Here is a 23,665-nt window from a genome sequence, read left to right on the forward strand (position 1 = left end):
TCCTTTACTCCGCGATTACCAGTGTGAAATCATTCCCGTTGCTGGTTTTGTCGATTGCCTGATTTGCCTGATCCGCACCGCGCAGATCGAAAGCAGGCTCCCCGAATTCCGCCCATGACAGGGCCGGTTTTTGCGCCACGCCGGATTGGTAAAACAGGTCGCGTACCGCGCTGTCCGTGAAATCCATCGCCACGCCGGGCCAGAACGCCCAGCGGCCCATACTCATGGCCATCATGCAGAGGGCCCACCAATCTGCAGCGAAGGGGTAGGTTCTGCCTGCGCTCGCAACGGTAATCACATTCGTGCCGTTGATATTCAGGACAACGCCAGACGATGAAAATGTGAGTGCGCAGAAAAGCTCCTGCTCCCAAAATGTCCCGCCGGTTGTTGTAACCTGACCGACAATTTTGGTGCCCGATATGTCATCCACATCCAGAACCAGTCTCCCGACATTGTTTGTCCAGAGCCCAAACTGGCCGCCTCCGGATCGTTCCACCAGAAGAATATCCTGCCAGACAGGGGACGCCATCGACATATGCCAGTAGAGCGTCCCTGACCCGCCGTCGCTGACGCCTGAAAGCGCGCCTGCCCGGCCGAGTAACGGATCGCCGGTGTAAGACACCATGGGTTCCGTATATTCCTCCGGCTCCGGATCCGGATCGGGGTCCGGATCGGGATCCGGGTCACCGCCAGCGCGCGCATAGGGGCCGACGCCGATGTCCGCCAGATTGATCGGATTGAGGTCAAAGTCGCGCAGATCTACATCCGGGAAAAATGCCTGGATTTCCGGGAAGAGCGCCGACCAGTCATAGCCGGCCAGAGTGTATGCATTGCCGCCCGGCTTGAGCGTGTAATCGCCATTTTCCGGGTCGGTGAACGTGTTGCCCAGAGCTGTATCTATCGTGCAGCTCGCATCCGGGACACGCAGCGGATAGCTCGCCGCCTGGTACCAGGCGAGGCGGGTGTAGAGGTTGTTTTTCTCAAGGGCCGTGCGCAGCTTGCCATCCTCCTCATCGCCGCCGCCGTGGAAGATGTTGTTGAAATTATAGAATTTGATGGAGGTGGATTTTGACGCCTGCGCATAAGCGCCGCCCGTTCCGACGCTGGTCGGCGAGGGAATGGTCAGGTTGTGGAAAACGTAGTTTTTCCCATTGGTGTCGGGGACATTGCCGCTGTAGGTCTGGTCAACGAGCGCCCGGATATCTGTGTATTCGACCTGTCGCGGCGAGGCCAGCTTGTTGTAGGCAAATATCATGTTGGAGCTTTCCTGCCACGTGGCCGCGAAACCGCCGTTGGTGGCGCGGATATCATTGCCCCAGACGCCGACATGATCATTGCCGAGGTAGCATGTGATGACATTACCGTGGATGTCATGCGCCGCATAATCGACCGTGTTGTAGCGATAGATGACATTCCGCATCCAGTTTGCACTGCCGCCGGAGACCCCGGCTCCGTAGGAGAGGATCGCGCCCATACTGGTCTTTTTGAAGCGGTTGAACTGCACCACGCCGCCATTAATGTTGCGGAGATAGAGGCCGTACTGGTTGCAGAATTCGTCAAAATCGCAATGCTCGATCAGGAGGTTGTCGGCCCGCCCGAGGACGACGCCATAGCCCCGCCCATAATGCGAGCGTGACTTGCCGAAACGGCAATGACGGAGTGTCAGCGCGGGCAGGCGGCTGCTGTTCGTCAGTTCGCTATACTGCCCGAACGGCATGCCACTGTAGTTTCCGCTGCCACCGGTGCCGAGGAAATCAACGCCTTCGACGGTCAGCTCGTCCGAATAGGCACCGATATTGAAACAGTTTTCGCGCGCCGAGTAGGTGATTTTCCCCATCGTGACGGAGAGCGGATCGAACGGCCAGAAATAGACCGTATGACTGCCATCCCCATTGGCCGTCTTTTTGTAGCACCATGACCCCTGCGTCATCGCCGGGCCGAGGTTGAGCAGCAGATAGCGGTTGTCCGACCCTTTCCAGAAAGTGCCGCTCTCGGTCGTCGCGGTATGGGTTGCGGGGTTGTAGCCGGTGATATCGACATTTGCCGCCTCGTTGGCGGACGAGCTTTCACCGCCCCAGATGACGGCGTGCGCATTCTCGACCTGATCCTCGGTCATATCGCCAAAAACGGACGCATCGGTGATGCTGGCGAGCTGGTTGGAGGAGCCGCCGAAGCTGTCCGCTGTGTGCATCATGCCGACCCAGCGGCTGAAGAAATCGGTCTGCGACTTGTCGGCCTTGCTGGACGCGATATTGAGGTGGCGACCACCCTCTTGCAGGTTATAGCCAAGTGACCCGGCGATATTCGCGGCGACGGCGGCGGCCGGGATATTGGCCTTGTAGCAGTATGGCCAGATGTCGCCGAGCAGTGCGGCATCGCCTGCAACACAAGCCGTGATGCCGCCGAGATTTTCCCGCGCATCGACCACCGGTTTTTCCGTGCCATAGCGTGAGATTTTCAGTCCGGTGGCATTGGCGAGCGCGCTGATCGAGACCTGCTCACGATACGTCCCGCCGCGCAGCTTGATGACCGGGGCATTATCGCCATCGGCCGCAGTGAGCGCCTCGGCGAATGTCTTAAATGGCGACGCATCAGAGAGGCCGTTGCCGGACGATGTGGCAGAGGGATCCACGAAATAATCACCAACCGTCCCACCATCAAAATCAGGATCAACCCCTTCGCCGCGCGTCAGGGGCTCCAGCACGATCAGCTCGGCGGCCGCCGAGACGGAGTTGCCTGCCCCGTTGGTCACGACGCAATCAACCATCCCGCCATTGTTGACGAGATACGCGCCGAGAATTTCAACACTGGCTGCTGTTTTTCCGGGGATATTCGTGCCGTTCAGCCGCCACTGATAGGTGGCCGATCCGGCATTGCTTGTGGCGGTGACGTAGAATTTTGCGGTCTCGCCGTCCTCGACAATCATGGAGGCGGGAGCCGACATAATGACCGGCGCGGTGCCTTCCTCGGCTTCTGTGACGGTCAGCGTGGCAGTATCGCTGGTGACACTGCCATCGTCATTACTGACGACCACATAATATTCAGACCCGCTCTCGGCCAGTTCGACGTCTTCCAGCGTCAGGCTGGCGGAGGTGGCCCCGGAAATCGCCTCTTCATCAAGATACCACTGATAGCTTTCTGCGCCGGTCGCGGTCACAGAAAAGATAGCCGTTGTCCCCTCCGGAACGCTCTGATTGGTCGGCTGAATGGTGATGACGGGGGGCGTCAGAACGATCTCGTTGACGGTCAAAACAACCGTGTCACTGACAACCGATCCGTCGGCATTGCTGACCACGCAATCGATCTCGGCCCCGTTGTCACCCAGCATCACATCCTCAAGGATGAGAGTTGATGACGTCGCGCCGCTGACCGGGGCGCCCTCAATGCGCCACTGGTAGCCTGTCGCGCCTGTAGCGGTGATTGTAAAGGTCGCGTTCGCCCCTTCCGTCACTGTCTGATTTGACGGCTGCACCGTGATGACAGGCAGGACCGGAACGAATTCATTGACGGTCAGGATTGCCGCGTTCGAAATGACCGAGCCGTCGCTGTTGCTGACGACGCAATCGACCTCAGCGCCGTCGAGTGCGAGCGCGACATCCTCAAGCGTCAGGGTCGAGGAGGTCTCGCCGCTGATCGGCGTTCCGTCGAGCCGCCATTGATAGCCGGTCGCGCCGGTCGCGACGACCACGAAATTAACATCATCCCCTTCGACAACCGATTGGCTGCCGGGCTGCACAGTGATCACTGGCGGAGCGATTTCCGGCGGAGCCACGTTGTTTGTAACAAGCGCGCCGGAAATAGACGGGACATTAAACCCATCGGCATCGAGCCAGTCGCCCGGATCGGAATTGTAAGACCAGCGGACCTCTTGCCCGGCCTCGACCTCCTCATTAAACGTGAAGACGAGTGTATCGCTCGAGCCGTCCGCCGGCGATGCCGCAAGCCCGGTTACGGGTACATCGTCAATAGTGATTGACACGCCGGTGATGAACCAGCCGCTGGTGATGCTCTTGCTGAAAATCACTGTCAGCGTATCCGGCGAACCGTCGCCGATCACTGCCGAGACCGGATACGCTGCGAAAGCCGCCGGACCGCGCAGATCGCCATAGCCGATGATCGATAGCGCCGCTGTCGCTGTGATTGCCGCGCCCGCCGCGCCGCCAGCGTAAGCCGGCTGGCCGGTCGCGTAGGTGCTGCCGGGATCGCCCGGCTCGCCCGGATCCCCGCCCTTGCCGCCCGCCGTATGGAGCGCGCCGCCCTCACCGCCGGCGATGGATGTGCCGGGGCTCCCATTGTTACCGCCGTTGATATCGCCGCCATGTGCACCGCCCGCGCCCGGCAACGAGCCGGCACCGCCGCCGCCACCGCCCGCGCCCATATAAACACGGTAATGCCGCCCGCCGCCGCCACCACCGCCGCCGCCCCATATTTGCCCCGCCGCATAGTCGAGGATGGTCGGCGCCTCAATATGCAGAGCGTCGCCGCCCGGCAGGCCGGCAGAGCCGCCGTTCTGTTCGGAATTGGAGCCTTTCCCGCCCGCGCCGCCCATGCCCTGGATCCGGCCATTGACGATGAGATGGATCAGGCTGCCCTCGGCGAAGACGCCGGTGCGCAGCGCTTTGAGCGCCGTGCTTTCCGAGCCGATGACCACGCCTTCATCCACAACGGCCGTCACAAAGGCGGGCAGGCCCGGAATAAAATTAGGCAGATCCTGCGCAAGCTCAAAGAGGTTGACGTTGTAGTCATCCACGCTGAGTTGCAACTGGATTGACTGACCGCGCCAGCTGTTACTGATGTTCTGCGGGCTAAGAAAACTCATTTTTCTCCCCCTTCGACGTCGTTCGTGGCGGCGGCAGTTTTTCCCTTTTCGGTCGTTTTCCGAGGATCGCTGTCCAAGATGAAGCCCTTCGCATCGATCGATGCGTTATCCTTCGCGATCTGCTCGTCGACCTGCTCGATATCCTTGCCGAGTTCAGCGATGACCTCTGCGCGGCTCATAAAGCCAGCGCGGACCGCGGCCTTTGCCGCCTCGACCTCGTCTTTCGGATTGACGTAGCGCCAACCTGGGAAGACCCACGTTACCCGTGACTGATCGTTTCGAGCGCCGACGAAGCCCGGCATTTTTATCGCGCCCGAAAGCACCGCGGTTCGAATCCACTCGTGCCAAATCGGCCGACAAATCTGATGGACCACGAGCCGTTGCTTTTGACGGGCCCGGCGCTGAAACTCCAAAAGACCGGCGCGGATGCTAGAAAAGTTTACTTCGCTCACGTCGCCGGTCATCTGGTCATAAGTGACCCCGATGGCCGACGCGATTGCATGCAGCTGCATCTTCATGAACGCTTCGTAATTGCCGCCAACGTCCGCCGGTGTTGAAAATTGGATGTCTTCGCCGACGTCGAGAAGTTGAATGGTGCCCGGTTCCAGCGCTGTCGTGCCGACGCCCCTGTCATCTTCGTCTTCGGGGTCGAACTGACCGCCGTCGTCATCGGTAAACACATCCTCGTCAGGATCTGGCTTCGTGACGAAAGCGGTGAACATCGCCGCCGTTTTCTTCCGCACGAGCTCGGCGTCCTCGTATTCCAAGAGATCGCGCGTGCGGAGCATAACCGGCGCCAGACCTGGCACCCCTCGCACTTGGCCGGGGCGAAGCGGTGGGAAGAAATGGATCACTTCGTTGGTGGGAACGCGCACGGTCTGGCCGCCCAGCGCCCTCGTCAAAACATCGTCTGGATGCTCCCTGTACATGTGATATGCGACGCGGCGTCCGATCTGATCGAACTCAATACCCGCGATAATTTTCCCTCCATTTGGAAGGGTCTTGTGCATGTCGATCGGAACGTGGTCAGCCTCAAGCGCCTGTACCTGCAACGGCACGGACAGATTGTCCGACATACGGCGATATCTAAACCGGAAAAACATTTCGCCCGTGGTTGGGATGCACCGAACCGCCATCGCCATCAGACCATGCAGATCCTGAATGCCGTCCGCGTCAGCCTCCTCGGCCCAATCGGAAAAGAGCAAGTTCAGATGCTTTCGGAGAGCGTCGTCGTGCGCCTGCGAATTTGGGCGAATGCCCGCGCCGATCAGGTTGGCTGCATAGCTATCGATCGCGGCCGCGATCCACGGCACCTTACGCTCGAGATCACGGCACCTGCTTCGAACCGTCCGAAGGTTGCCGAGACTAAGCCGATTAATCGAACCGCTTTGTGGCATCCAGTTGCGGACACGCCGGCCTGTCGATTGGCCATCATATGCAGGCTCGTTGTACGATCGCAGGTAAACCTTCGTGCCCTTGATGCGCGTTCGCGTCCTCGCAACTGCCATTTACAGGCCCCTGTTGGTATAGACTCGAACCTGGCGCTTCCGGGTCGTCCCAGCGGCACGGTGCATCTCCTTTTTCAGATCGGCATCCGCCATACGAAGCTCGGCGACCGACCGATTTGTGACAGACTTGTCACCGTGCTGGACCTGCCGCGCGCCGCTGAAACGCGCTCGATTCAACTCTTGTCGCTGCTTTTCAAGCTCTTCGTTTGTTGCCATTGTCGCCTCGCCAGAAAAAAGGAGCTCATTCCGAGGCGATATAACAGCTAACGAAAAATACCGCAATAATACCGCATAATTAAATTATATGCGGCATATTTTACTTACATTATTGTTATTATTGAATTATCTGAGAATGCTCGACCGACCGACACGTCGACGCGGCTTCGATTTAACCCGTCGGCGTGGCGCCGTTTCGACCTCCGGAGGCGCAGCCTTTACGGTCTCGGGCCTATCTTCGATAGGTTCGGCGCCAGATTTGCTTGCTATCACTGCTGCCTGTTTCGACATTTTAAGGCCATGAAAACGCAGCCCTTCCAGCGCCGCTAGTGCGCCGACGCGAATATCAAGGGCTTCGTTTCGGGCGCGGCCGCTGCCCTTGATTTGCCACTGCCGCACAGGCAGCCCCTTAACGTATTTGACGACGACCTCTTCCGCTGTCATCTGCTCGAAATGGTCGCGGTCATAGCTCATGTTGAAATGGCAGTAGCCCGGCCCCGGCTCGGTGATCCGAAGGTTCGCGTAGACCATCTCCTTCGCGGCATCGACGCCGATGATAAACTGCGTCAGCTTTCCTTTGGTCTTCGCCACTTTACGCGGCCAAATAGGTCGTCCAGGGCCGGCCATGCCCTTCGTCGCCCACCAACGCCGACCCCAGCGCTGCTGGCACCAGAGAACAACGGTTTGCGTGAGATAGCCGCTATCAATACAGGCCGCCGCGACATTCATTTCAAAGCCGCCCTCGTGCATCACTGGCTCGCTCAAAAAGGCATCAAGGTCGTTCCAAACCTCCTCGCCGGTCGGATCACCGTACAGCACCTTTTTGCCAAGCCCCCAGGACTCGCGGTTCAGGCCCCATCCTACCTTTTCAGCTTCGATACGGTTGCCCTGGATGTCGACGCCAGCGGTAATAACGATCACGTCCCGGGGCGCGATATCGCCGTAGTCCTCCCGCCGAGCCTCGAGAACGCCGTCATCGACACGCTCGCCCCGATCCTCCCAGGTCTCGCCAAGGACCGTGTTCACGAACACCTGCAGCTCTTGGTTATCTTTGGCCCGCACGGCGTTCAGGAACTCGCGGGCGAGGATGCCCCAACGCGCATTCGGAAAGACGCTATAAGCCGTCCAAATATGAAACCCAGCATGTCCATTGAACGGTGCCGTCGCGACCCAGCCGTCGTTCTCCATTTTGGCGGCCGTTTCAATCATCCAGACCTTATCTTTTTCTTCGATATCACAGCCGCAATGCGGGCACTCAAAACAGGCTTTTTCAGGCTCGTCCTTCGGCCACTTCATGTAAGCGATGCCGATGCCATCCGGTGGCGTAATGACGTCGCCAAAATCTGAGGCTGGGCTAAATTTCAAAATGTTCCGCTCGTTACAGTGCGGGCAGGGCACAGCAAAATATAGCTTGTCAGATGTCTCGAACGATCGAGACACACGGCTGACGCCTTTTATCGTCGGCGTGCTGCCGATAATAATTTTACGGTTCCAGAAGGTAAGTGTTCGGTTTATCCCGAGTTTGATCTGATCTCCTTCCTGCCCGGCGCCAGTAACGTTGTACCCGTCCACCTCATCAAACAGCAGGACGCGAACAGTGACACGCCGGAAGGCTCGCGGGCTCTCCGCGCCAGACAGAAGCAGCGACGCGCCGTTGAGGAACTTCCTCTTCAGTTGCGTGACGCCCGAGCCCTTCTCTTTTTCAGAAATTGCGATTTTGCTCAATACCGGCGTGTCCCTGATCATGGGAATCACCTCGTCTACGCTGTAGTCCTTGGCGTCTTGAATGGTCGGCTGCAGCACCATCATCGGAGATGGATCCTGGTGCGCAAAGTACCCAATCACATGGTCAAGGATCTTAGTGTATCCGACACGCGCCGATTTCTTCATCGTAAGAGTTTCGACGTCCCTATCGGTCACGGCGTTCATGATGCCCTTCTGATAACCGATCGTGGTCCACTTACCTGGTTCCGCGCTGTTTTCCGGCGAAAGATAAGCGTACTTGTCAGCCCATTCAGATAGCTGCAGCCTTGGTGGCGGCTTTAGACCTCGCTCAAAGGTGTCAATAAGCCGCTTTTTAAGATTGGCAACACCACGATGACCGCCGCCGCTCGGAATATCCGGAGGCGCCCCCGACCGAAGGTGCGCGCCGAGAAGAGAAGCAAAGCGCTCGGCACCGCTCGACAGTCCCTCTTCGCCGTAAAGGTCAATTTCTTCCGCCTGCTCCACCTGATAGTTCCTCAAGCAACTGCGTAAGTTCTGCTTCCAAAAGCTCCATTGCCTCTTCTCGCGTCCGGGTTGCCGCCAGCTTGACCGCCAGTTTTGTGGGGAGGTTCAGTATTCGGGTGCGAAGCGTTTGGATACGATCTGCCACCAAGCCGACGGCAACGTCGACCTCAACCAGCTCGCCGCGCTGGATATCGCGGTTCATCTCGGCAGTATCGGCGTCGGCGGCCATCTTTCTCGCACGGTCGCGGTCGAAACTATTGATCTGACCACCAGCAGCCAAAGCCGCTTGCTGCTCGAGCCAGTCAATTGCTCTTGCCGTATCTATGACGCTCGCTTTTCCGGCCGCACCTTTTTCATCAACGGGCATCCCATCGCGGATGTATTTCCGCACGGTTGGATCGGTGCAACCTCTAATCGAGGCAAATTGCGCCAATGACACTTTTTCGCCCGGACGCTTGACCTTCGCTTTACCTCTCGCCATACCAATAGCACCTAAGATATTGGTATTATTGTTATTTTCAGCATTATAATCAGCCCAACACCCTAAGAACAAACCATATGTTGTGCATCCCCAATAGAGCGCAACCGCGCCGCCGCGCTGACCCTCGAGCCGTACCCCCCTAGGAAGAACCTAGGCAAAATAGTTGCATAAATATCACACATACCATATATAGCGCACCTTTGCGGAACGCAACCAGATATTGATCTATCGCGCCGTCTTGATCCCTCGCCGCATCCCTTCGATGAAGTTCCGCGCCATGCGCTTGGCTGCCGTTCGCTCGGCGATATCCATCAAATCCATTTTGGGTTCAACCGTTTGTTGTCTGATGGCTGAGTAGAGCAGCCGCGGGCGACCGGCGACGACCCTGAACACCCCTGCCCGGCCATTCTTTTCTTCGGTCATATAGGTGCCCTTCAATTTGAACACGTTCTTGATCCGATAGTTTCGGGAAATGCTTCCCTTCTTCGTCCGCCTGACGCCACGCGGGATGTATTCATATTCGGCTGTACGTGGCTTACGGATAATTGAGCGCTTGCCCATCTGCTGCGCCATATACCATGCACGATGACCGACCATAGATTGCATCCTCAGAATGCCGTCTGACCTTCTGGCTGGTGTGACGATCAGCCCCCTCTTCACGAAAGGCGAGCGAACGGTCATCACAGCGTTCATTTCCCGGTCAGTCGCCGCCTGCGCATCTTTTGCTGTCTTGGTAAGGCCGAATGCAGCGGCGAATGGCACCTGCTTCCGAGCGATGTCGGTGAGATGCTGGTTGAACTTTCGGGTGTCCACCTTGACGCTGAATACTTGTTTCATGGCCGCGATATCCTCTATCTCGGCCGAGAATGCAAGAGGCCCGAACGTTACAAGCGTTACAGAAAAAGCGTTACAGATAACCTGTTGATCTGTTTTCTATATTTTGAATATTAGAAATTGATTGAAAAAAGCGTTACAGCGACCGTTACAGATAACTAACTGATTTTATTATATTAATATTAATCTGTAACGTTTTTATATATATTTCCAGATAATACAGCCCCGTGTGCGCGATCAGGTATTATGTCGATATATTACAGATATATTTTATCAATAATATTGCCTGCATATATTTTCGTCTATATGGGGCTGTATCTTCGAAAAAAGCGTTACAACGTTACAGATTTTTATTTTCTTATATTTATCAATGCATTATCTGTAACGCTAGGCCCTGAAAACGTTACAGGCACCGTTACAAGGCGCGGAAAACGTTACAGATTAAAATCTATGGTTGCTGATGCGTCGATTAATAAAATCTACGGTTTTTCCCGAAATTCACATAATAAAAGCCCTGCAACATCTTAACGACTTCACAGGGCCAATATTGACAGAGAGAAAATATTATTTTACGGGCGGCGAGTTTACCTGTTCGGATTCGATAGTGATCGGATTCCGCTCACCGTGTTCGTCGAAACTTCGTGTGGTAACACGTGTTTTGCCAGAATTTGTGCCATCCCGACGGCTTCTATTAATGTGATTAGCTTCACTGATATCGTAAAGAATGCCCGCATGAAGTTCGGCAATTTCTTCAACCCCATCGTTGCAAACGATAACTTGGATCCCCCCCTGGCCCTGTAAAACCACGAGGTATTTCACGCCGAGTCGAATGCCGATATCGTTCTCTAATGTTATATCGATAAAGACACTCTTCCTACCATGGATTTCTTCCCTAATATTAAAATACCACGAATCAAGGCTCCGAACTCTATCACTAGGAAAATATATAAATGCGTCTTTGTTATTGCTTGTTGCGAAATAGGTGACGTTGCTAGGCTTAAAAGCCTCCGAGAATCTGATTATATATTCTCCCATCGGGTTCCGAGAAATTTTCGGCGTAATCCTTGGAAAATCACGGAGATGCCCATCAGTGATTTTCAAAAGTTCAACCCAGGTCGAAATCTCGTTGCTCCGCTTTGCCTCCTCAGCGGCAACTTTCAGTTGCTCCGCCTGCACCTCGAGCGCGGCGGTGTTCTCACTGAGTTCCTCGGCCTGCAGATGCAGCATGCGGGTGTTTTGCTCCAACTCCAAGCGCTGCAGCAGGAATGAGGCAATAAGCCAGATAAGCGCCAGAGACCCGGCAAAGCCCGCAAAGAAATCGCCCCATTCATTCGGCGCCATTGTCTCGCCGATGCTGCGAAAGCCGAGAAAAAGGCCAACCGCGAAGAAGAAAATTCCGGCCGATAAGTATGTCGCCGCGAGATTGACGCGGCGCGTTTGTTTACGGTTGGCCTTCTGGTCCTCTGCCGCCAGCGCCCGATATTGCGCCCCCTCTTCCGCCATCAGTTGGTGACCGGCTTAGAAGCAATGGATGTCAAGAGGCTTGAGCGCGGCGCACTCTGCCACCTGGCTGTGCACCGATGGATCGTTCGGAAGGGAGACCATATAATGCGTTCCGGACTGGCAAAGGACGCCGTAGAAGCCGGATCCACTCTCAGGGTCGATACCTCTATAGAGGACGCCGGCGGGATCGCAGCTGTAGCCGGCGGTCGCAATGGCCATCGACATCACGGCCACCTGGTCACTGAGCGGCATCGCGTTTACCTGCTCAACGTATTTATTCGCCGGGCCTGACCAAGCCTGCGTCGCGGCCAACATAATCATAGTTGCTGCCGCGAGAGATATTTTTGCTGAATACTTCATTGCTCCTCCTCCGTTCTTTGCCCTGCCCGATAATCGCAACGCGCGGTTCGGACCGACTGTCCTGCAAATAGAAGGCGACAATGCCTTCAAGCCGGGCTACGGCCGTATCAATTATAGATTCGATGTCGGGAGAGACACCCCTCCCCTTCACGATATTTAACCTGTTGATTTCACAAACTACCGCGTCACGCACAGAATTAATTAACATCGACCACCCTTCCTGTTACTTGTAGCGCTCCCCTCGCGCGAGGGTGCGGGCTGATTAAATTTTTATTCAGGTGGCGTTCTCACACAACGTCCGACGGCCAGCCCCCACTGGCCGTTCCCGCAAATAATCTGCGGTTTCAAATAATTTTACTAAAATATAAAAAGATTATGCAACACTAATCGCAAGTATATTTCTACTTATGGTTAATATAGATATCGATAAGATGCACTATATTCCGACAATTGTTATCGGGAGAGACGTCGCGCGCGTCGACAATGCTGGCGTAAATCGGACATTTCCAGCGCTTCTCGCCCCGTCGAGCGCCAGCAGCGGGCGGCGCCAGTTTGACGCCCATGTCGTGCCACGAAGAATTCTTTTTACCGCATTGGATGTGTTGCTGATGTAAATTCGTCCGCTCGTTCCGTCGGCAAGGTCGGGCCGGTCGACCCTGATTCCGTTGCGGCAAAGCTCCCCATGCGCGATATCGGAAGCAATCCGATCATCCGCGGAACTATCCAGTACCGTCGCGATCAGCTCGCCGACACTGCGCTCAAAAGCGGTTCCGTTCCCGCCGTGAACGCGGAGGCGATATTCAAGGATATATTGGAGCAGCCGCTCCTCATCCTCGATATCCGAAGCTTCGGTATGATCTCCGAAATTGTGCCGCTTGATCCAGGCAATGGCATCCTCGAACGATATTTCCTTGGTCGAGTGGCAGAGATATGCCCCGGCCAGCATCGCCCCGATTTGATCGCCGATCCGCCGCTTTCCAAGAACAACCGCCGCGGCCTGCGCGAAGGTGTCAGCGTTCTGGGTGAGGATGGGCAGATATTTGACCGAGCGTATCAGCATCCGGTTTGCAAATTCCGGCGTGAGATGCTTATTTATCGCGTCCATCAGCTCGTGATAATGGACCCGAATATCCTCCCGCTCCTGATCCGTAGAGCCTTTCTGACGCGACAGAACCAGCATCGTCGTGCGCGTCTCGTCGGCATAATGCTTCACGGTCGTATTGATCGAGCTGAAGCAGAAGCAGCTGCGGACGCGATAGGCCAAGGTGCGCCCGGTAGTTGATCCTTTATACACGACACCGCCCGATTCCGATGACGCGACCCGGGCAAGGTCGAGAACGCCCTGCATCCTGGCCTGCGCCTGCTCATCCTCCGCGTCGGCTTCGTCGAAGATCACCGGCAGCGCATCATAGCCGAGCGCCTGGCGTAGACCGGCCTCGGTCGTCTTGCTTTCGACCTGCAGCGCGCCCGGCCCGACCACGCGGCCGATGATATCGCGGAGGATGGTCGTCTTTCCCGATCCGGCCGGCCCCGTGATCCAGATATGCGGCCGCCAGTTGAGCGCGCCGCAGACCGGCGCGATGACGCACCAGCCGGCAAGCGCAATGCCGCTCAGCTTGTTCTCCCAGCGGACCTTGCGGCAGATCATAACGAGCTCATTCGCTTCGCTTGTGGTTGCGGCCGCGCCCGGCGTGAATTTCAAGGGGCTGTCCCCCTCATATGTGTAGCCGCTGTCGAACTCGAGCGGATCCATGATCTCACCGCCTGCGGCGAGAACGTTGCCGAAATGAAAGACGGGGCGCCCGTTATCAATCCATGCGCCGCGGCCACGACGTTTTTCTTCGGGGCGGAAGACGCCTTTCTTGTGGCTCATCCCGATCAGGGCGTTCGCCGCCATTTCCCAATCGGCGCCGCCTTTTTTCGGGAACCGACTTTCCCAATAGAAAATATTCGCCAGCTGCAGCAGATTGAGCTTGCTATGTGCGCCGGGCGAAAGCTCAACGACCTGCGCCGTGGCGCGCGGCAGATAATAATAAATGCCGCGGTTATAGCCCAAAATCCGAAACGGCTCATCATCTATTGGCTGCGTATCAGGTAGCGGCTGCGGCTCATATGGCGGGCGGTCGTCGTTGGGCGGCGGATCCATCTGATCGGGCAGGCCGGGCGGCGGTGCGTCCGGTGCCTCTCTTCGCGGTTCAAGCGGCCCGCGCTGCTTGGCATGGGCGACCCGCTCCGTCATAAAGTCACGCGCGGTCTCGATAGTCCAGCCATCAAGCTCGGCGTCGGCGACATCCCATCCCTTCGCGCTCCCTTTGGGCGGACTGATGATGATGGTCTTTGCGATGCTCGATAGCAGATGCGCAAGGCCGGGCACGAGAATGCCCTGCTTATTGATTTTTCCGGCCGCGCAGGCATAGCCCGGCGCGTCATAATCCGGCCAGACAATAACACGGCGGTCCTGCAACGGCGTCCAATCGACCTTTCGGATCGCGTTGGTGCCGCCCGGCCATGCAATAACCGCCGCATCAGGATAAAGCCGCGCGCCGGCGTCGGCAGATTTCTCGCCCTCCACCAAAAGGACAATGGCCTTCGGTTTTTCGGCGAGGCGATCAAGCCCATAGATCGGACGCGGATCGGCGAAGCCTGCGACACACCAGCGCTCGGCACCGTCAGGGAAGCGGCAGAAGGTTATTTGCGGCGTGATCTTGCCGCCGCCTTTCATGTCCACGCGGATGACATAGCCGAGCAGGTTTTTATTGGCATCGCGGTATTCATGGACCAGCGACGGCTTGAAACTCGTGAACTCCCGCGCCGTGCCCGCCTGTTTCGGATTGAAAAGCCGGCAGGTGCGGTCGCCTTCCATCATCGGCGGCGCGTGATCCGGTACCGGCAAAATGGCCGCGATCTCTTCGGGCTCGGGCGGCCGCGCCTTCGCCGGGCGGGGCGATGGTGAGCGCCGCTCCGCCCTATCTGACAGGCCGACATAAGATGCCACCTCTCGCGCCGCAGCGCCGAGATCAAGGCCGTTGAGATATCCGTAAAGATCGATTGCGTCGCCGCCTGAATCCCCGGGGGCAAAATCAGCCCATTTGCCGGTCCGAATATTGATGGAAAAACTGCCGGGCTTCGCGTCAGACCGGGTCGGGTTACGTGCCTGAAACTCATGGCCCGAGACCGTTCCGCCGGCAATCCATTCATGCAGCAGGCCGGGATAAGCAGCGAGAGCGGCGCTGGCAATAGCGGGGAAGTCAATGCGGCTCATTTTTCTCCCTCATTTGACCGCTCGCGCTGTGCTGATTTTACAGCCGCCAAGGCGTCATGCAGATCCTGCGCGGGGAGGCCAAGGGCCAGCAGGCGCCGGAACCTGCTCGCCCGGCATGTCTGGAAAAGCCAGCGATCCATTCTTTCTGCCGCCGCTATCAGGCGCTTGACGTCCTCGTCACTCATCACCGCGCGCTCCAAAGATGCGAGGTATGTCGGCCGGATCGCGCAGGATTTCTGCGGCGCCGCCCATGGCCTGTATCATTTTCCGGAATTTTGATTGCTGATCGGATTCCTTGCCCTTCGGTGCCTTTACCTCGACGCTGATCATGCGGCCAATATCCGTGCCGACCATATTCGACGTGACCCGGACACGCTCGATGCCGATGATATCGCCGGAGCCGGGCAGACCGAACCGTACCGGCTGCGCGCGACGGACGAGGACGTCTCCTTCCTCAGCGATAATGCGCTGGCCGCCGCGGAGTCGGACCCCACGGCCCGCCCACGCCTGCCCCGTGTTGTTCCGCCATGCGCGCACATGTCGCAGCTTGCCGAGGGCAATCAGGCAATCATTGAGAATTGTTTTTTCTTCTTTGGCCATTGATCTTCCTCCCTGAATAATTCCATTGCACAAGCGGCTGCGACGGATCGGGTTTTTGATGGCACAGTTTGTGATGCGCCTCGCAATAGCTGGATTCTTCCCGTGTCGGAGCGCCGCAAAAATGCTGATCAATCTCGCTGATCGGCGGTAACTCGCCCCCCCAGAGCGGGTATTGGCATGAACGCGGCGGCGGCCCGGCGGCGACGACAGGAATCCTCGCCGTTTTTTTATTGAGGGCCTGCCTCATCGCGCGCCGCGCCGGAGAGACGAGATATTCCCGCGATGGGTTTTTCACAGCAAGGCCAACCGTCAGTAATTGACTTTGCGGAACGCAAAGCTGAGCGGCAGCAGGATCGGCCAAAGAGCGACAACGACAAGGGTGGCGGCGTCGATCGGATCGCCGTCAGCGACAAACTTGCGAACGCCGTAAAAACAGCCAAGAGAATAAAGATAGATTGACAAAAATATAAGGAATATCAGCATATTGTCAGCCTTTCCCGAGTGTTGTGAAGAGGTTGGGGACGCCCGCGAGATCGGCTCCCGTGACGAAGGCGGAGATGCGTTTGCGCGCAACGTCGTGCCATTTCGGGTCGATCTCGATCCCGATAAAGCGCCGTCCGGCGCGAAGCGCGGCGATCCCGGTCGTACCAGATCCCATGAAAGGATCGATGATCAGATCGCCGGGATTGCTTGATTGCTCGATCCAAGCCTGCATCAAGCGGATTGGCTTTTCGGTCGGATGGCCGGTATCCGTTCCCGGCGGGCAGACAAACACCTGCCCCATCCCGCAGTCATTCACCGTGCGCGGGGATCCGGCATAGAGATAGAGCGCGAACTCCGCGCTCTTCATATACCACCTGTTCGGGGTGCCGGACGTCTTGTGCCAAACCAAGTGCCGATGATGCTTGAGCCGAGCGGCTTCCGCCGCATTGGCGGCACGGGTGATATTCTTGTCGTCCGCCATGACATAGGCATCGCCCCCGTCCCGGAGTGCGACGGCGACAACGCGCATGATCTCGGGCCAGCCAATTTCGCACGCGACGATGCGACCGCTATTGTCATACTGGCCGTTAAATTTCCCGGCCATATGCCCCCGGCCTTGCCCTCCCGCGGTGAGTAGGTAGGGCGGATCCGTGACGACGAGATCGGCAGCCGGCAGCCTTGCGATCAGCTCCGCCGCATCGCCCTGATAGAGCAGCGCATCGCCGATTTGCACAGGCGCGGTCATTCCGCCGCCTCCATCATTGCTGCATCTGGGATATTCGCCGCCACCAGTGCGCGAGCGAGCGGCGGCGGCACAGAATTTCCGCAAAGCCGGACCTGCTGCGTCTTGTTGATCGGTTTGCCGTTGATGAGCGGGATAAAATTCGTTTCGGGCGGGAAACCCTGGGCGCGGAAAAGCTCGGCCGGGGTAAGCATCCGCATGCCGATATCGGTTATCTGATAAAGCTCTCCCCGAACGGTCACGAGGCCGAAGCGCTCCTTTGTCGGGATCGTATGAATGGGCTCGCGCGCTTCGCAAACATTCTCGCCGGATCCATAATATTTCATCAGGAACGCGCGCACCTCGCCGATATGCGTGCCGCCCGCCGTGATGGTTGGCACCGGGTCAGCAACCGGCTGTCCATGCTGGCAGGTGCCGCGATACTTGATCAGATGACTGGTGACGATCGTGTTTTGGGTCGCGCGGGATGTCGCGGTCGGGAATGGCGTCCTGATATCAACGCCGGTCATGCCGCCGAAGTGCTTGGTAAGATAGGCTGTTACCAAGTGATGTTTTGCCCCGCTCGCAACGACCGTCCCGAGCGGATCCTTGATGGAATTGACGCGAGGCAATTGCCCTTTCCGCTCGCCGTATCCCACGGGGATGATAAACGGCTCGCCCGCATCAATCACAAACCGCTTAAGCCCGCGCGCAATCCGCTGCAAAGTTTTCTCAGCGAGCGGACGCGGCCGATCGAAGATAGACGGGCATGGCAGCGACCAATCGATGATCTCCGCCGCCGTCCGATATGGCAGAAGGCCAGAACCAGCCGGGCCATGCGTCGGCTTGGGCCATGTAATTGGCTTGCCGTCGCGCCTCGCGACCAGAAAAAACCGCTTGCGAATTGTCGGGGCGCCATAGTCGCAGGCTCGCAGCTCTCGCCATTCGACCTTGTATCCGGCGCGGCGGATTTGTTTGACCCACCGGTCAAACGTCTCGCCGCGCTTTTCCTTGACCGGATAGCCGTCCGCGCAGAGGGGCCCCCAGTGACGGAATTCCTCGACATTTTCGAGCATGATCACATCGGGCTTAACCCGGTCCGCCCAGAGGACAACGACCCATGCGAGATCACGCAGATGCTGGCGCCGGGGCTTGCCGCCCTTGGCCTTGCTGTGATGGGTGCAATCCGGCGAGAACCACGCGAGATGGACGGGCCGCCCTTGCGTGACGTCGAGCGGATCAGCCCGCGTCACCGACTGGCAATAATGATGTGTGTCAGGATGATTTTCCTTGTGCATGGCGACGGCGACCGGGTCATGATTGATCGCCACATCGACCGGGCGACCGAGCGCCTGCTCAATCCCCGTGGATGCTCCGCCGCCGCCTGCAAAGTTGTCGATGATCAGGCCGGTCATCTGATGCCTGCCTTTTCGAGTGCTGCGCGGATCAGATCAAGGTAGTCGCAATCTCTCCAGTCTCCGTCCACTCCACCGGTCAGATGTCCTAGCGCCACATTCAGCGCATCGACCAGTTCCGGCGCGGCGGCGATTAGGCGGGCGTTGGCCTTGCGTTCTTCAATGCGGCTAGAATTCACCCCTGAATATGGCATATGACAAATCAATGTTTGCTCACTGTCATTGGTGTCTCGAACCACAACAAACGCGCCGTTTTCGCCATATGAATTTGCGGCAAGGCGATATGTCCATGGTCCTGAAGTGCATTTTGCTGTCATCCCGGATACACCTCCACGAAGGAGATGACGAACGCGAGAGCCAACGAGAAGCCGATCAGCAGGTAGTTCGCGAATTCCTTGTTGCTCATGATGATCTCCCCTGAATTTTGGCCATTTCGGCGTTTACCCATGCATCGCGATGCGCTTTCCGCTCGATCGGGTTGCGATACCAATCGGGCAGTCGGTCGTACCGACACTCGATGTCCCGCTCCCACTGGCGCTCGAGATCCGCGCGGTGCTTGTCCTCGCTCATGCCGTTCTCCTTTGCTGGCGAGCATTCCAGACATGGCGCGCCCAACCGGCCGGGTTTTTCATGCCGCGGCGTTTGCCGAGCGCGATCAGGTCATCGAGGCTTTGCGCCATCGCCTGCTCGCGCCGCCGCTCAAATTTCATCTGGCTCTGCTTGATCTCGACGAGTTCGCCGTCCTCCTCATTGATTTCACGGCCCGCGACCTGGCGGACGTGACCGCACATCGGGCACCGGCGCGCATGCGAGGGGAAAGCGGCATAACATTCGAGGCAAACCGCGACCGACGTGGCGCGCTCGTCATCATTTGCGCGGGCCCGTTTTTTGCGCCCCTCGAGCGACCATTCGCGGTCGTCCTCGAGCAGGCCGTGCCGCAGGCTGTTGCCGACATGATCAAGGACGAAGGCGCACTCCTTGCCTTTGTAAGGCCGAAGAACACGGCCTCCTTGCTGCAGATACATGCCAAGGGAGCGCGTCGGCCGAAGGAAGATAGCGGCCCCGACAATCGGGATGTCGGTGCCCTCCGAGACAATTTCGCAGCTGGTCAATATCTGGATGCGGCCATCGCCAAGACCGGCGATCGCCTCGCGCCGCGGCCGGTCGTCCATCTCCCCGTCAATGCAGGCCGCGCGGTAACCGCTGGCGGCAAACTGATCGGCGACGTGGCGCGCATGTTCGACCGACGCGCAGAAGGCAATGGCGGGCACGCCGTCGCAGATCCGGCGATAATGTGCGATGGCGTCGCCGGTGATCGTCGGTTTATCCAGGCTCATCGATGCAGACTTGCCGTCATAATCACCGCCCCGCGTCCGAATGGATGCCGCGTCGAATTGAACCGGCGGCGCGAAAATGCGGGGCTGCGCCAGATAGCCGAGGTCGATCAGCTCCTGAACCGAGGGGCCCATCACAAGGGAGGAAAAGCATCCGCCGTATTCGATACCGAGCCCTTTGCCGTCAAGCCGTTCCGGCGTCGCGGTCACGCCGAGCATTTTTGCGTCCGGCATCGCATCGATAAACTTGGACCACTGGCCTGCAACGGCGTGATGCGCCTCGTCGATCATGATGTAATCGAACGGCTCAATCTTATCGATGCGGCGCGCCGCCGTTTGAACCGAGCAAAGATGGACGCCACTGTCCGCGTTGAAGTAGCTGCGGCCAAAAATTTCGATGTGATGGCTGATGCAGGCCCGGATATCTTTATCTGCGGCGATCAGGCCGTGATACACACCCTGTGCGGCAAGCGCGATGCTTGTCTGGCTCAGCAGCTCTTTGCGATGCACCGTAATGCCGACGCTGTTCCCTTTTTTCCGCGCGCCGTTCGCCATATATGCGAGGCAAACTGTCTTGCCCATCCCAGTCGGAGCGACCCCGATTGGTGCTTTACTGCCCTCTGCGAAGTCGCGGGCGATGTCCGAAATAAATTTCTTTTGGTGGGGCCTAAGATTGATTTCCGGCATGGCTACGTGCGGTACCTTCTGACGCTTTAATGACGCTCGATTCGCAAAATCAAGTTCATCAGTGCGGTATAATTGGCCGCATGTCAAGAATGTCGCAAAATTAATTTCGTAACGGTTGATTTCTTCATTACGATATGGAGCGCCCCAACCGAACGGGCACACAACAACTGGTGGTTAACGCCTACGTGTTAAGGTTAATTATTTATCTTAATGAAATCTTTGGATTTTTTGCCCTTGCCTAAGCAATTCAGTGCTGACAGCCTTAATCAGACATTTTGGTAATCATGAGAAAATCAATGACACCTAAATCTAGCGCACTTGCGCAAAACATAACCCGCCGCATGGACGAGATGGGAATAGAGAGCATCCGACGACTGGAAGATATCGCAGGTTTACCGCGCGATACCGTACGCCGCCTGGTCGCCGGCCGCACAAAAATGATCACGCGGGAAAAGCTCGCGCTATTGGCGCGCGCACTGTCGATAACGGTGGATGAACTTATCACGCACCCGGAAGAGATCGAGATCCTTAGAATACCGCTTTTTATGAATAAACTTCAAAAGGTTAGCCGAACCAACGACAACGGGTTGACCATTGAAAAATATATCGCTTTTCCGAAAGACCTCCTGAAAATCCTGCCGGAACGCGGCAATTCCGATCTTGCGATACTGCCCGTCGCAAACGAAGGAGTGTCCTCGATTTTAATGCCCGGCGACCTTGCCATCCTTGATACGTCGGACAAAGAATTGGCGGAAAACTGCGTGTTCGCTGTGTGCATCGCCGGGACTATTGTGCCTCGCCAGACATCCTTTGAAGGTGATAATATCGTTCTCGAATCGGGCGGAGAATCCAGCCCGCCTTTCATCGTAAAACGCAAATACATCTCTCAGCTACGTATAATTGGCCGCATCATTGGCCGGATTGGTGCGATTTAGCGGAGCGCTTTCTAAAGCGCCTTTATCCCTTTATTAACTAACAGTTAATTCCAATAAAGACAGCCCTACCGTGACGCCGATATCGCGTCGCGGTATTTTTTTGACTTGCTGGTCAACTATTTTTATGTATGGTGATGCGGCCAATTATACCGCATTAATTTATTTTCATGATCTTCTCGATGCGGTATTTTTGGCGGAATAATCGCCAACCTGGGAAGCCAATGTCTACAGTAATCAGGGCCAGCAGCCTACCTCAATATTCCGATTGCAACCGCCGGCATGCCGCACGTCTTTTCCCCGTTCTGGTGGCGGAAAACGGATATGACCTGACAGATATACCGCCATCGATCGGCGCAATTATCGGGACAGCGACGCATGAGGCTCTTGGCCTTGTCCTAACCAACAGGATGACCGGCGCCGAAACCCCGCGCGATGAATGGATGGCGCGGATCACAGAAAGTGTTTCATCCGGCATTGCCGATGGCGTCGTTTGGGATGACACTACCGTAAGCCGGGAAGCCGCCGAGAAGCAGGCGGCCAGAATGGCTCTCGCCGTCATCCAGACCATTGCCGATGATATCAACCCCGTCGCTGTCGAGTGTGCCTTTGAGGCAGATATTGGCGACGGCTTCCTGCTCCGCGGCCACCTCGACGTGCTTGAGGCGACATCGATCGGCGACTTCAAGACCGGGACCGTTCAGCGGGCAAATCAGGCGCAATACGGCGCCTATTCTTTGCTTGCGCGCAGCAATGGTCACACCGTCACGACATTGCGCGAATTTTATATCAAGCGCGCCGCCGCCTCCCGGCCGCAGCCGGATCCTGTTGTAAGCGAGTACAGCCTGAAAGAGGCGGAGCGCGCGGCATGGGAGACTCTCAATCACATCAAAGCGAGCGTGACGCGTTTTCGCGAAACGGGCGATTCCTGGGTTTTCCTGCCAAACCCCAACTCCATGATGTGCAGCCCCAATTATTGTCCCGCTTACGGAACAAATTTCTGCATGGCCCACAAGGGCAAAATCTTCAGGGAGACATCGCGATGAATGACAATGTCCATCAGCTTCATGACCCAAAGCCGATCTTTATTGATCGCGCCGAACCGCGCTGGTCGAGGCTCAAAAGCACGCTGCGCGCCTGCAGGAAAGCCCTGTTTTACACCGTCTGTGCGGCCCTGGTGTTTTTGGGCGGAATTTTCGCCCTTCTCTTAGCAATTACATACATTTAACGAGGATCAGACATGGATAAACAACTCGCAGTTCGCGACACTTCCGCCCCCAGCACTGACGTTATCGGCAATGTGTTTAGCAGCCGCAGTGGCTTTGATCTCGCCCAGCGCATGGCGCGCGCTCTCTCCGAAAGTACAATGGTGCCGGACGCCTACCGCAGCAATATGGGCAACGCGCTGGTCGCGATCGACATGGCGCAGAGAACTGGCGCGAGCGCCCTCATGGTGATGCAGAACCTTCACGTCATCGAAGGCCGGCCGAGCTGGTCGGCGCCCTTCATCATTGCTGCCCTTAACAGCTGCGGCCGGTTTTCGCCGCTACGCTTTGAGGTCACGGACCTCGGCGAAACGGAGGTCGAATATGACGTATGGACCGGGCCGAAAGGCGCTCGCACCAAAACCACCAAAAAGGAAAAAATCCGAAACAAGCGTTACGTCGCGTCCGCGAAAGACAAGTCAGGCGATTTGCTCGAAGGTCCCGAGGTCACGCTCGCGATGGCCGTCGCAGAGGGATGGTACGGCAAGAGCGGCAGCAAATGGAAGACCATGCCGGACCTCATGGGCAGATATCGCGCTGCCGCCTTCTTCGGACGCCTCTACGCACCAGACGTGCTTATGGGTATCCCAATGGAGGATGAGGTCTATGACCTGCCACCGACACAGTATCAGGTTGTCGAGCCCGAACCAGCGCAGAAGCCCGCGCCAAAGATCGTCGAGCCCATGCAGGAGGATCCTGCCGCCGGGGCGGAGGCAGATAAGCCAAAGCCGAGCCGCGGCCGTCCGAGCAAGGTCCAGATCGAGGCCGCCCAGAAGGACGGATATCGCGCCTTTCATGCCGGCGTCGAAAAGGATGACGTTCCCGACGACGTCCCGTCAGTTCAGGCCGCATGGATTGAGGGATGGGAGAGCGCCGAGGCCGACGCCGAGGGCGAACCCGCTACCGACAACGGCGACGAGCCCGATGTCGTCGATGCGGAGATCGTTGAAGACGACGCTGTACCGTTTGACATGGACGACGGCGACGACCAGTCAGGTTTCGGGTTCGGGGACTAA

At 57.4% G+C, this 23,665-nt stretch carries 22 protein-coding genes; 5 read left to right on the forward strand and 17 right to left on the reverse strand.

The genetic code is table 11. The annotated features are described in order from the left end of the window. Positions 1-4: 4 nt before the first annotated feature. From V7Z56_RS14220 to V7Z56_RS14255, 8 genes are all read right to left on the reverse strand, one after another. Positions 5-4,819: a hypothetical protein gene (locus V7Z56_RS14220; RefSeq protein WP_334130176.1), complete on the reverse strand. Its 4,815-nt coding sequence runs from the start codon at positions 4,817-4,819 to the stop codon at positions 5-7. After that, positions 4,816-6,327 carry a phage portal protein gene (locus V7Z56_RS14225; protein ID WP_334130177.1) on the reverse strand — a complete coding sequence of 504 codons (1,512 nt, stop codon included), beginning with the start codon at positions 6,325-6,327 and terminating at the stop codon, positions 4,816-4,818. The genes V7Z56_RS14220 and V7Z56_RS14225 overlap by 4 nt, the downstream gene beginning before the upstream one ends. Further along, positions 6,328-6,543, reverse strand: a complete 216-nt coding sequence (locus tag V7Z56_RS14230) for a phage head-tail joining protein (RefSeq protein WP_334130178.1) — start codon at positions 6,541-6,543, stop codon at positions 6,328-6,330. Positions 6,544-6,669: 126 nt separating this feature from the next. Beyond that, positions 6,670-8,772 carry a phage terminase large subunit family protein gene (locus V7Z56_RS14235; protein WP_334130179.1) on the reverse strand — a complete coding sequence of 701 codons (2,103 nt, stop codon included), beginning with the start codon at positions 8,770-8,772 and terminating at the stop codon, positions 6,670-6,672. Then, positions 8,750-9,253 carry a terminase small subunit gene (locus tag V7Z56_RS14240; RefSeq protein ID WP_334130180.1) on the reverse strand — a complete coding sequence of 168 codons (504 nt, stop codon included), beginning with the start codon at positions 9,251-9,253 and terminating at the stop codon, positions 8,750-8,752. Before V7Z56_RS14240 ends, V7Z56_RS14235 begins: the two co-directional genes overlap by 23 nt. A 225-nt stretch (positions 9,254-9,478) precedes the next feature. Further along, positions 9,479-10,090 (reverse strand): phage tail protein, encoded by a 612-nt coding sequence (locus tag V7Z56_RS14245; protein WP_334130181.1) that lies wholly within the window; start codon positions 10,088-10,090, stop codon positions 9,479-9,481. A gap of 561 nt (positions 10,091-10,651) precedes the next feature. After that, the gene (locus V7Z56_RS14250) at positions 10,652-11,590 is read right to left on the reverse strand and encodes a hypothetical protein (RefSeq protein ID WP_334130182.1); all 939 of its coding nucleotides are present in this window, start codon (positions 11,588-11,590) and stop codon (positions 10,652-10,654) included. A 15-nt stretch (positions 11,591-11,605) separates the two neighbouring features. Beyond that, positions 11,606-11,815, reverse strand: coding sequence for a hypothetical protein (locus tag V7Z56_RS14255; RefSeq protein ID WP_334130183.1), 210 nt, complete (start codon positions 11,813-11,815; stop codon positions 11,606-11,608). On the opposite strand from V7Z56_RS14255, the gene V7Z56_RS14260 reads away from it, so the two are divergent. Next, positions 11,802-12,110 carry a hypothetical protein gene (locus V7Z56_RS14260; RefSeq protein ID WP_334130184.1) on the forward strand — a complete coding sequence of 103 codons (309 nt, stop codon included), beginning with the start codon at positions 11,802-11,804 and terminating at the stop codon, positions 12,108-12,110. The genes V7Z56_RS14255 and V7Z56_RS14260 overlap by 14 nt on opposite strands. A gap of 276 nt (positions 12,111-12,386) precedes the next feature. On the opposite strand, the gene V7Z56_RS14265 is transcribed toward V7Z56_RS14260, so the two are convergent. The 9 genes from V7Z56_RS14265 to V7Z56_RS14305 all read right to left on the reverse strand — a co-directional run bounded on the left by V7Z56_RS14265 (position 12,387) and on the right by V7Z56_RS14305 (position 20,614). Then, complete coding sequence (locus V7Z56_RS14265; protein ID WP_334130185.1) at positions 12,387-15,212, reverse strand: DUF6371 domain-containing protein; 2,826 nt, start codon at positions 15,210-15,212, stop codon at positions 12,387-12,389. Continuing rightward, positions 15,209-15,397, reverse strand: a complete 189-nt coding sequence (locus V7Z56_RS14270; RefSeq protein ID WP_334130186.1) for a hypothetical protein — start codon at positions 15,395-15,397, stop codon at positions 15,209-15,211. The genes V7Z56_RS14265 and V7Z56_RS14270 overlap by 4 nt, the downstream gene beginning before the upstream one ends. Next, positions 15,390-15,812 (reverse strand): hypothetical protein, encoded by a 423-nt coding sequence (locus tag V7Z56_RS14275; protein ID WP_334130187.1) that lies wholly within the window; start codon positions 15,810-15,812, stop codon positions 15,390-15,392. Before V7Z56_RS14275 ends, V7Z56_RS14270 begins: the two co-directional genes overlap by 8 nt. 309 nt (positions 15,813-16,121) lie before the next feature. Further along, a complete protein-coding gene (locus V7Z56_RS14280) occupies positions 16,122-16,295 on the reverse strand; it encodes a hypothetical protein (RefSeq protein ID WP_334130188.1) in 174 nt (57 codons plus the stop codon). A 4-nt stretch (positions 16,296-16,299) separates the two neighbouring features. Beyond that, on the reverse strand, positions 16,300-17,040 hold the full coding sequence (locus V7Z56_RS14285; RefSeq protein WP_334130189.1) for a DNA-methyltransferase: 741 nt from the start codon (positions 17,038-17,040) through the stop codon (positions 16,300-16,302). Further along, positions 17,037-18,431 carry a DNA cytosine methyltransferase gene (locus V7Z56_RS14290; RefSeq protein WP_334130190.1) on the reverse strand — a complete coding sequence of 465 codons (1,395 nt, stop codon included), beginning with the start codon at positions 18,429-18,431 and terminating at the stop codon, positions 17,037-17,039. The genes V7Z56_RS14285 and V7Z56_RS14290 overlap by 4 nt, the downstream gene beginning before the upstream one ends. Beyond that, entirely contained in the window at positions 18,428-18,748 is a 321-nt protein-coding gene (locus V7Z56_RS14295; RefSeq protein ID WP_334130191.1) for a hypothetical protein, read from the reverse strand. The genes V7Z56_RS14290 and V7Z56_RS14295 overlap by 4 nt, the downstream gene beginning before the upstream one ends. A gap of 85 nt (positions 18,749-18,833) precedes the next feature. Continuing rightward, complete coding sequence (locus V7Z56_RS14300) at positions 18,834-19,001, reverse strand: hypothetical protein (protein ID WP_334130192.1); 168 nt, start codon at positions 18,999-19,001, stop codon at positions 18,834-18,836. Further along, complete coding sequence (locus V7Z56_RS14305; RefSeq protein ID WP_334130193.1) at positions 18,998-20,614, reverse strand: DEAD/DEAH box helicase; 1,617 nt, start codon at positions 20,612-20,614, stop codon at positions 18,998-19,000. The genes V7Z56_RS14300 and V7Z56_RS14305 overlap by 4 nt, the downstream gene beginning before the upstream one ends. Positions 20,615-20,748: 134 nt before the next feature. Between V7Z56_RS14305 and V7Z56_RS14310 the strand changes: the two genes are divergently transcribed. The 4 genes from V7Z56_RS14310 to V7Z56_RS14325 all read left to right on the forward strand — a co-directional run bounded on the left by V7Z56_RS14310 (position 20,749) and on the right by V7Z56_RS14325 (position 23,665). Further along, on the forward strand, positions 20,749-21,387 hold the full coding sequence (locus V7Z56_RS14310) for a helix-turn-helix domain-containing protein (RefSeq protein WP_334130194.1): 639 nt from the start codon (positions 20,749-20,751) through the stop codon (positions 21,385-21,387). A gap of 167 nt (positions 21,388-21,554) precedes the next feature. Beyond that, complete coding sequence (locus V7Z56_RS14315; RefSeq protein ID WP_334130196.1) at positions 21,555-22,430, forward strand: PD-(D/E)XK nuclease family protein; 876 nt, start codon at positions 21,555-21,557, stop codon at positions 22,428-22,430. After that, positions 22,427-22,612, forward strand: coding sequence for a hypothetical protein (locus V7Z56_RS14320; protein ID WP_334130198.1), 186 nt, complete (start codon positions 22,427-22,429; stop codon positions 22,610-22,612). The genes V7Z56_RS14315 and V7Z56_RS14320 overlap by 4 nt, the downstream gene beginning before the upstream one ends. A gap of 12 nt (positions 22,613-22,624) precedes the next feature. After that, complete coding sequence (locus tag V7Z56_RS14325) at positions 22,625-23,665, forward strand: hypothetical protein (RefSeq protein ID WP_334130199.1); 1,041 nt, start codon at positions 22,625-22,627, stop codon at positions 23,663-23,665.

Source organism: Sneathiella sp. (genome assembly GCF_036844445.1).
In the GTDB taxonomy this organism is placed as follows: domain Bacteria; phylum Pseudomonadota; class Alphaproteobacteria; order Sneathiellales; family Sneathiellaceae; genus Sneathiella.

Excerpts from the sequence above, each read along its gene's own strand:
- V7Z56_RS14250 (WP_334130182.1), bottom strand. The coding sequence starts at position 11,590 with ATGGCGGAAGAGGGGGCGCAATATCGGGCGCTGGCGGCAGAGGACCAG.
- V7Z56_RS14255 (WP_334130183.1), bottom strand. The coding sequence starts at position 11,815 with ATGTCGATGGCCATTGCGACCGCCGGCTACAGCTGCGATCCCGCCGGC.
- V7Z56_RS14280 (WP_334130188.1), bottom strand. The coding sequence starts at position 16,295 with ATGCTGATATTCCTTATATTTTTGTCAATCTATCTTTATTCTCTTGGC.
- V7Z56_RS14240 (WP_334130180.1), bottom strand. The coding sequence starts at position 9,253 with ATGGCGAGAGGTAAAGCGAAGGTCAAGCGTCCGGGCGAAAAAGTGTCA.
- V7Z56_RS14230 (WP_334130178.1), bottom strand. The coding sequence starts at position 6,543 with ATGGCAACAAACGAAGAGCTTGAAAAGCAGCGACAAGAGTTGAATCGA.
- V7Z56_RS14270 (WP_334130186.1), bottom strand. The coding sequence starts at position 15,397 with ATGAGTGACGAGGACGTCAAGCGCCTGATAGCGGCGGCAGAAAGAATG.
- V7Z56_RS14245 (WP_334130181.1), bottom strand. The coding sequence starts at position 10,090 with ATGAAACAAGTATTCAGCGTCAAGGTGGACACCCGAAAGTTCAACCAG.
- V7Z56_RS14320 (WP_334130198.1), top strand. The coding sequence starts at position 22,427 with ATGAATGACAATGTCCATCAGCTTCATGACCCAAAGCCGATCTTTATT.
- V7Z56_RS14225 (WP_334130177.1), bottom strand. The coding sequence starts at position 6,327 with ATGGCAGTTGCGAGGACGCGAACGCGCATCAAGGGCACGAAGGTTTAC.
- V7Z56_RS14315 (WP_334130196.1), top strand. The coding sequence starts at position 21,555 with ATGATCTTCTCGATGCGGTATTTTTGGCGGAATAATCGCCAACCTGGG.
- V7Z56_RS14300 (WP_334130192.1), bottom strand. The coding sequence starts at position 19,001 with ATGAGCGAGGACAAGCACCGCGCGGATCTCGAGCGCCAGTGGGAGCGG.
- V7Z56_RS14290 (WP_334130190.1), bottom strand. The coding sequence starts at position 18,431 with ATGACCGGCCTGATCATCGACAACTTTGCAGGCGGCGGCGGAGCATCC.
- V7Z56_RS14265 (WP_334130185.1), bottom strand. The coding sequence starts at position 15,212 with ATGAGCCGCATTGACTTCCCCGCTATTGCCAGCGCCGCTCTCGCTGCT.
- V7Z56_RS14310 (WP_334130194.1), top strand. The coding sequence starts at position 20,749 with ATGACACCTAAATCTAGCGCACTTGCGCAAAACATAACCCGCCGCATG.
- V7Z56_RS14220 (WP_334130176.1), bottom strand. The coding sequence starts at position 4,819 with ATGAGTTTTCTTAGCCCGCAGAACATCAGTAACAGCTGGCGCGGTCAG.
- V7Z56_RS14285 (WP_334130189.1), bottom strand. The coding sequence starts at position 17,040 with ATGACCGCGCCTGTGCAAATCGGCGATGCGCTGCTCTATCAGGGCGAT.
- V7Z56_RS14295 (WP_334130191.1), bottom strand. The coding sequence starts at position 18,748 with ATGACAGCAAAATGCACTTCAGGACCATGGACATATCGCCTTGCCGCA.
- V7Z56_RS14275 (WP_334130187.1), bottom strand. The coding sequence starts at position 15,812 with ATGGCCAAAGAAGAAAAAACAATTCTCAATGATTGCCTGATTGCCCTC.
- V7Z56_RS14325 (WP_334130199.1), top strand. The coding sequence starts at position 22,625 with ATGGATAAACAACTCGCAGTTCGCGACACTTCCGCCCCCAGCACTGAC.
- V7Z56_RS14260 (WP_334130184.1), top strand. The coding sequence starts at position 11,802 with ATGGCCATCGACATCACGGCCACCTGGTCACTGAGCGGCATCGCGTTT.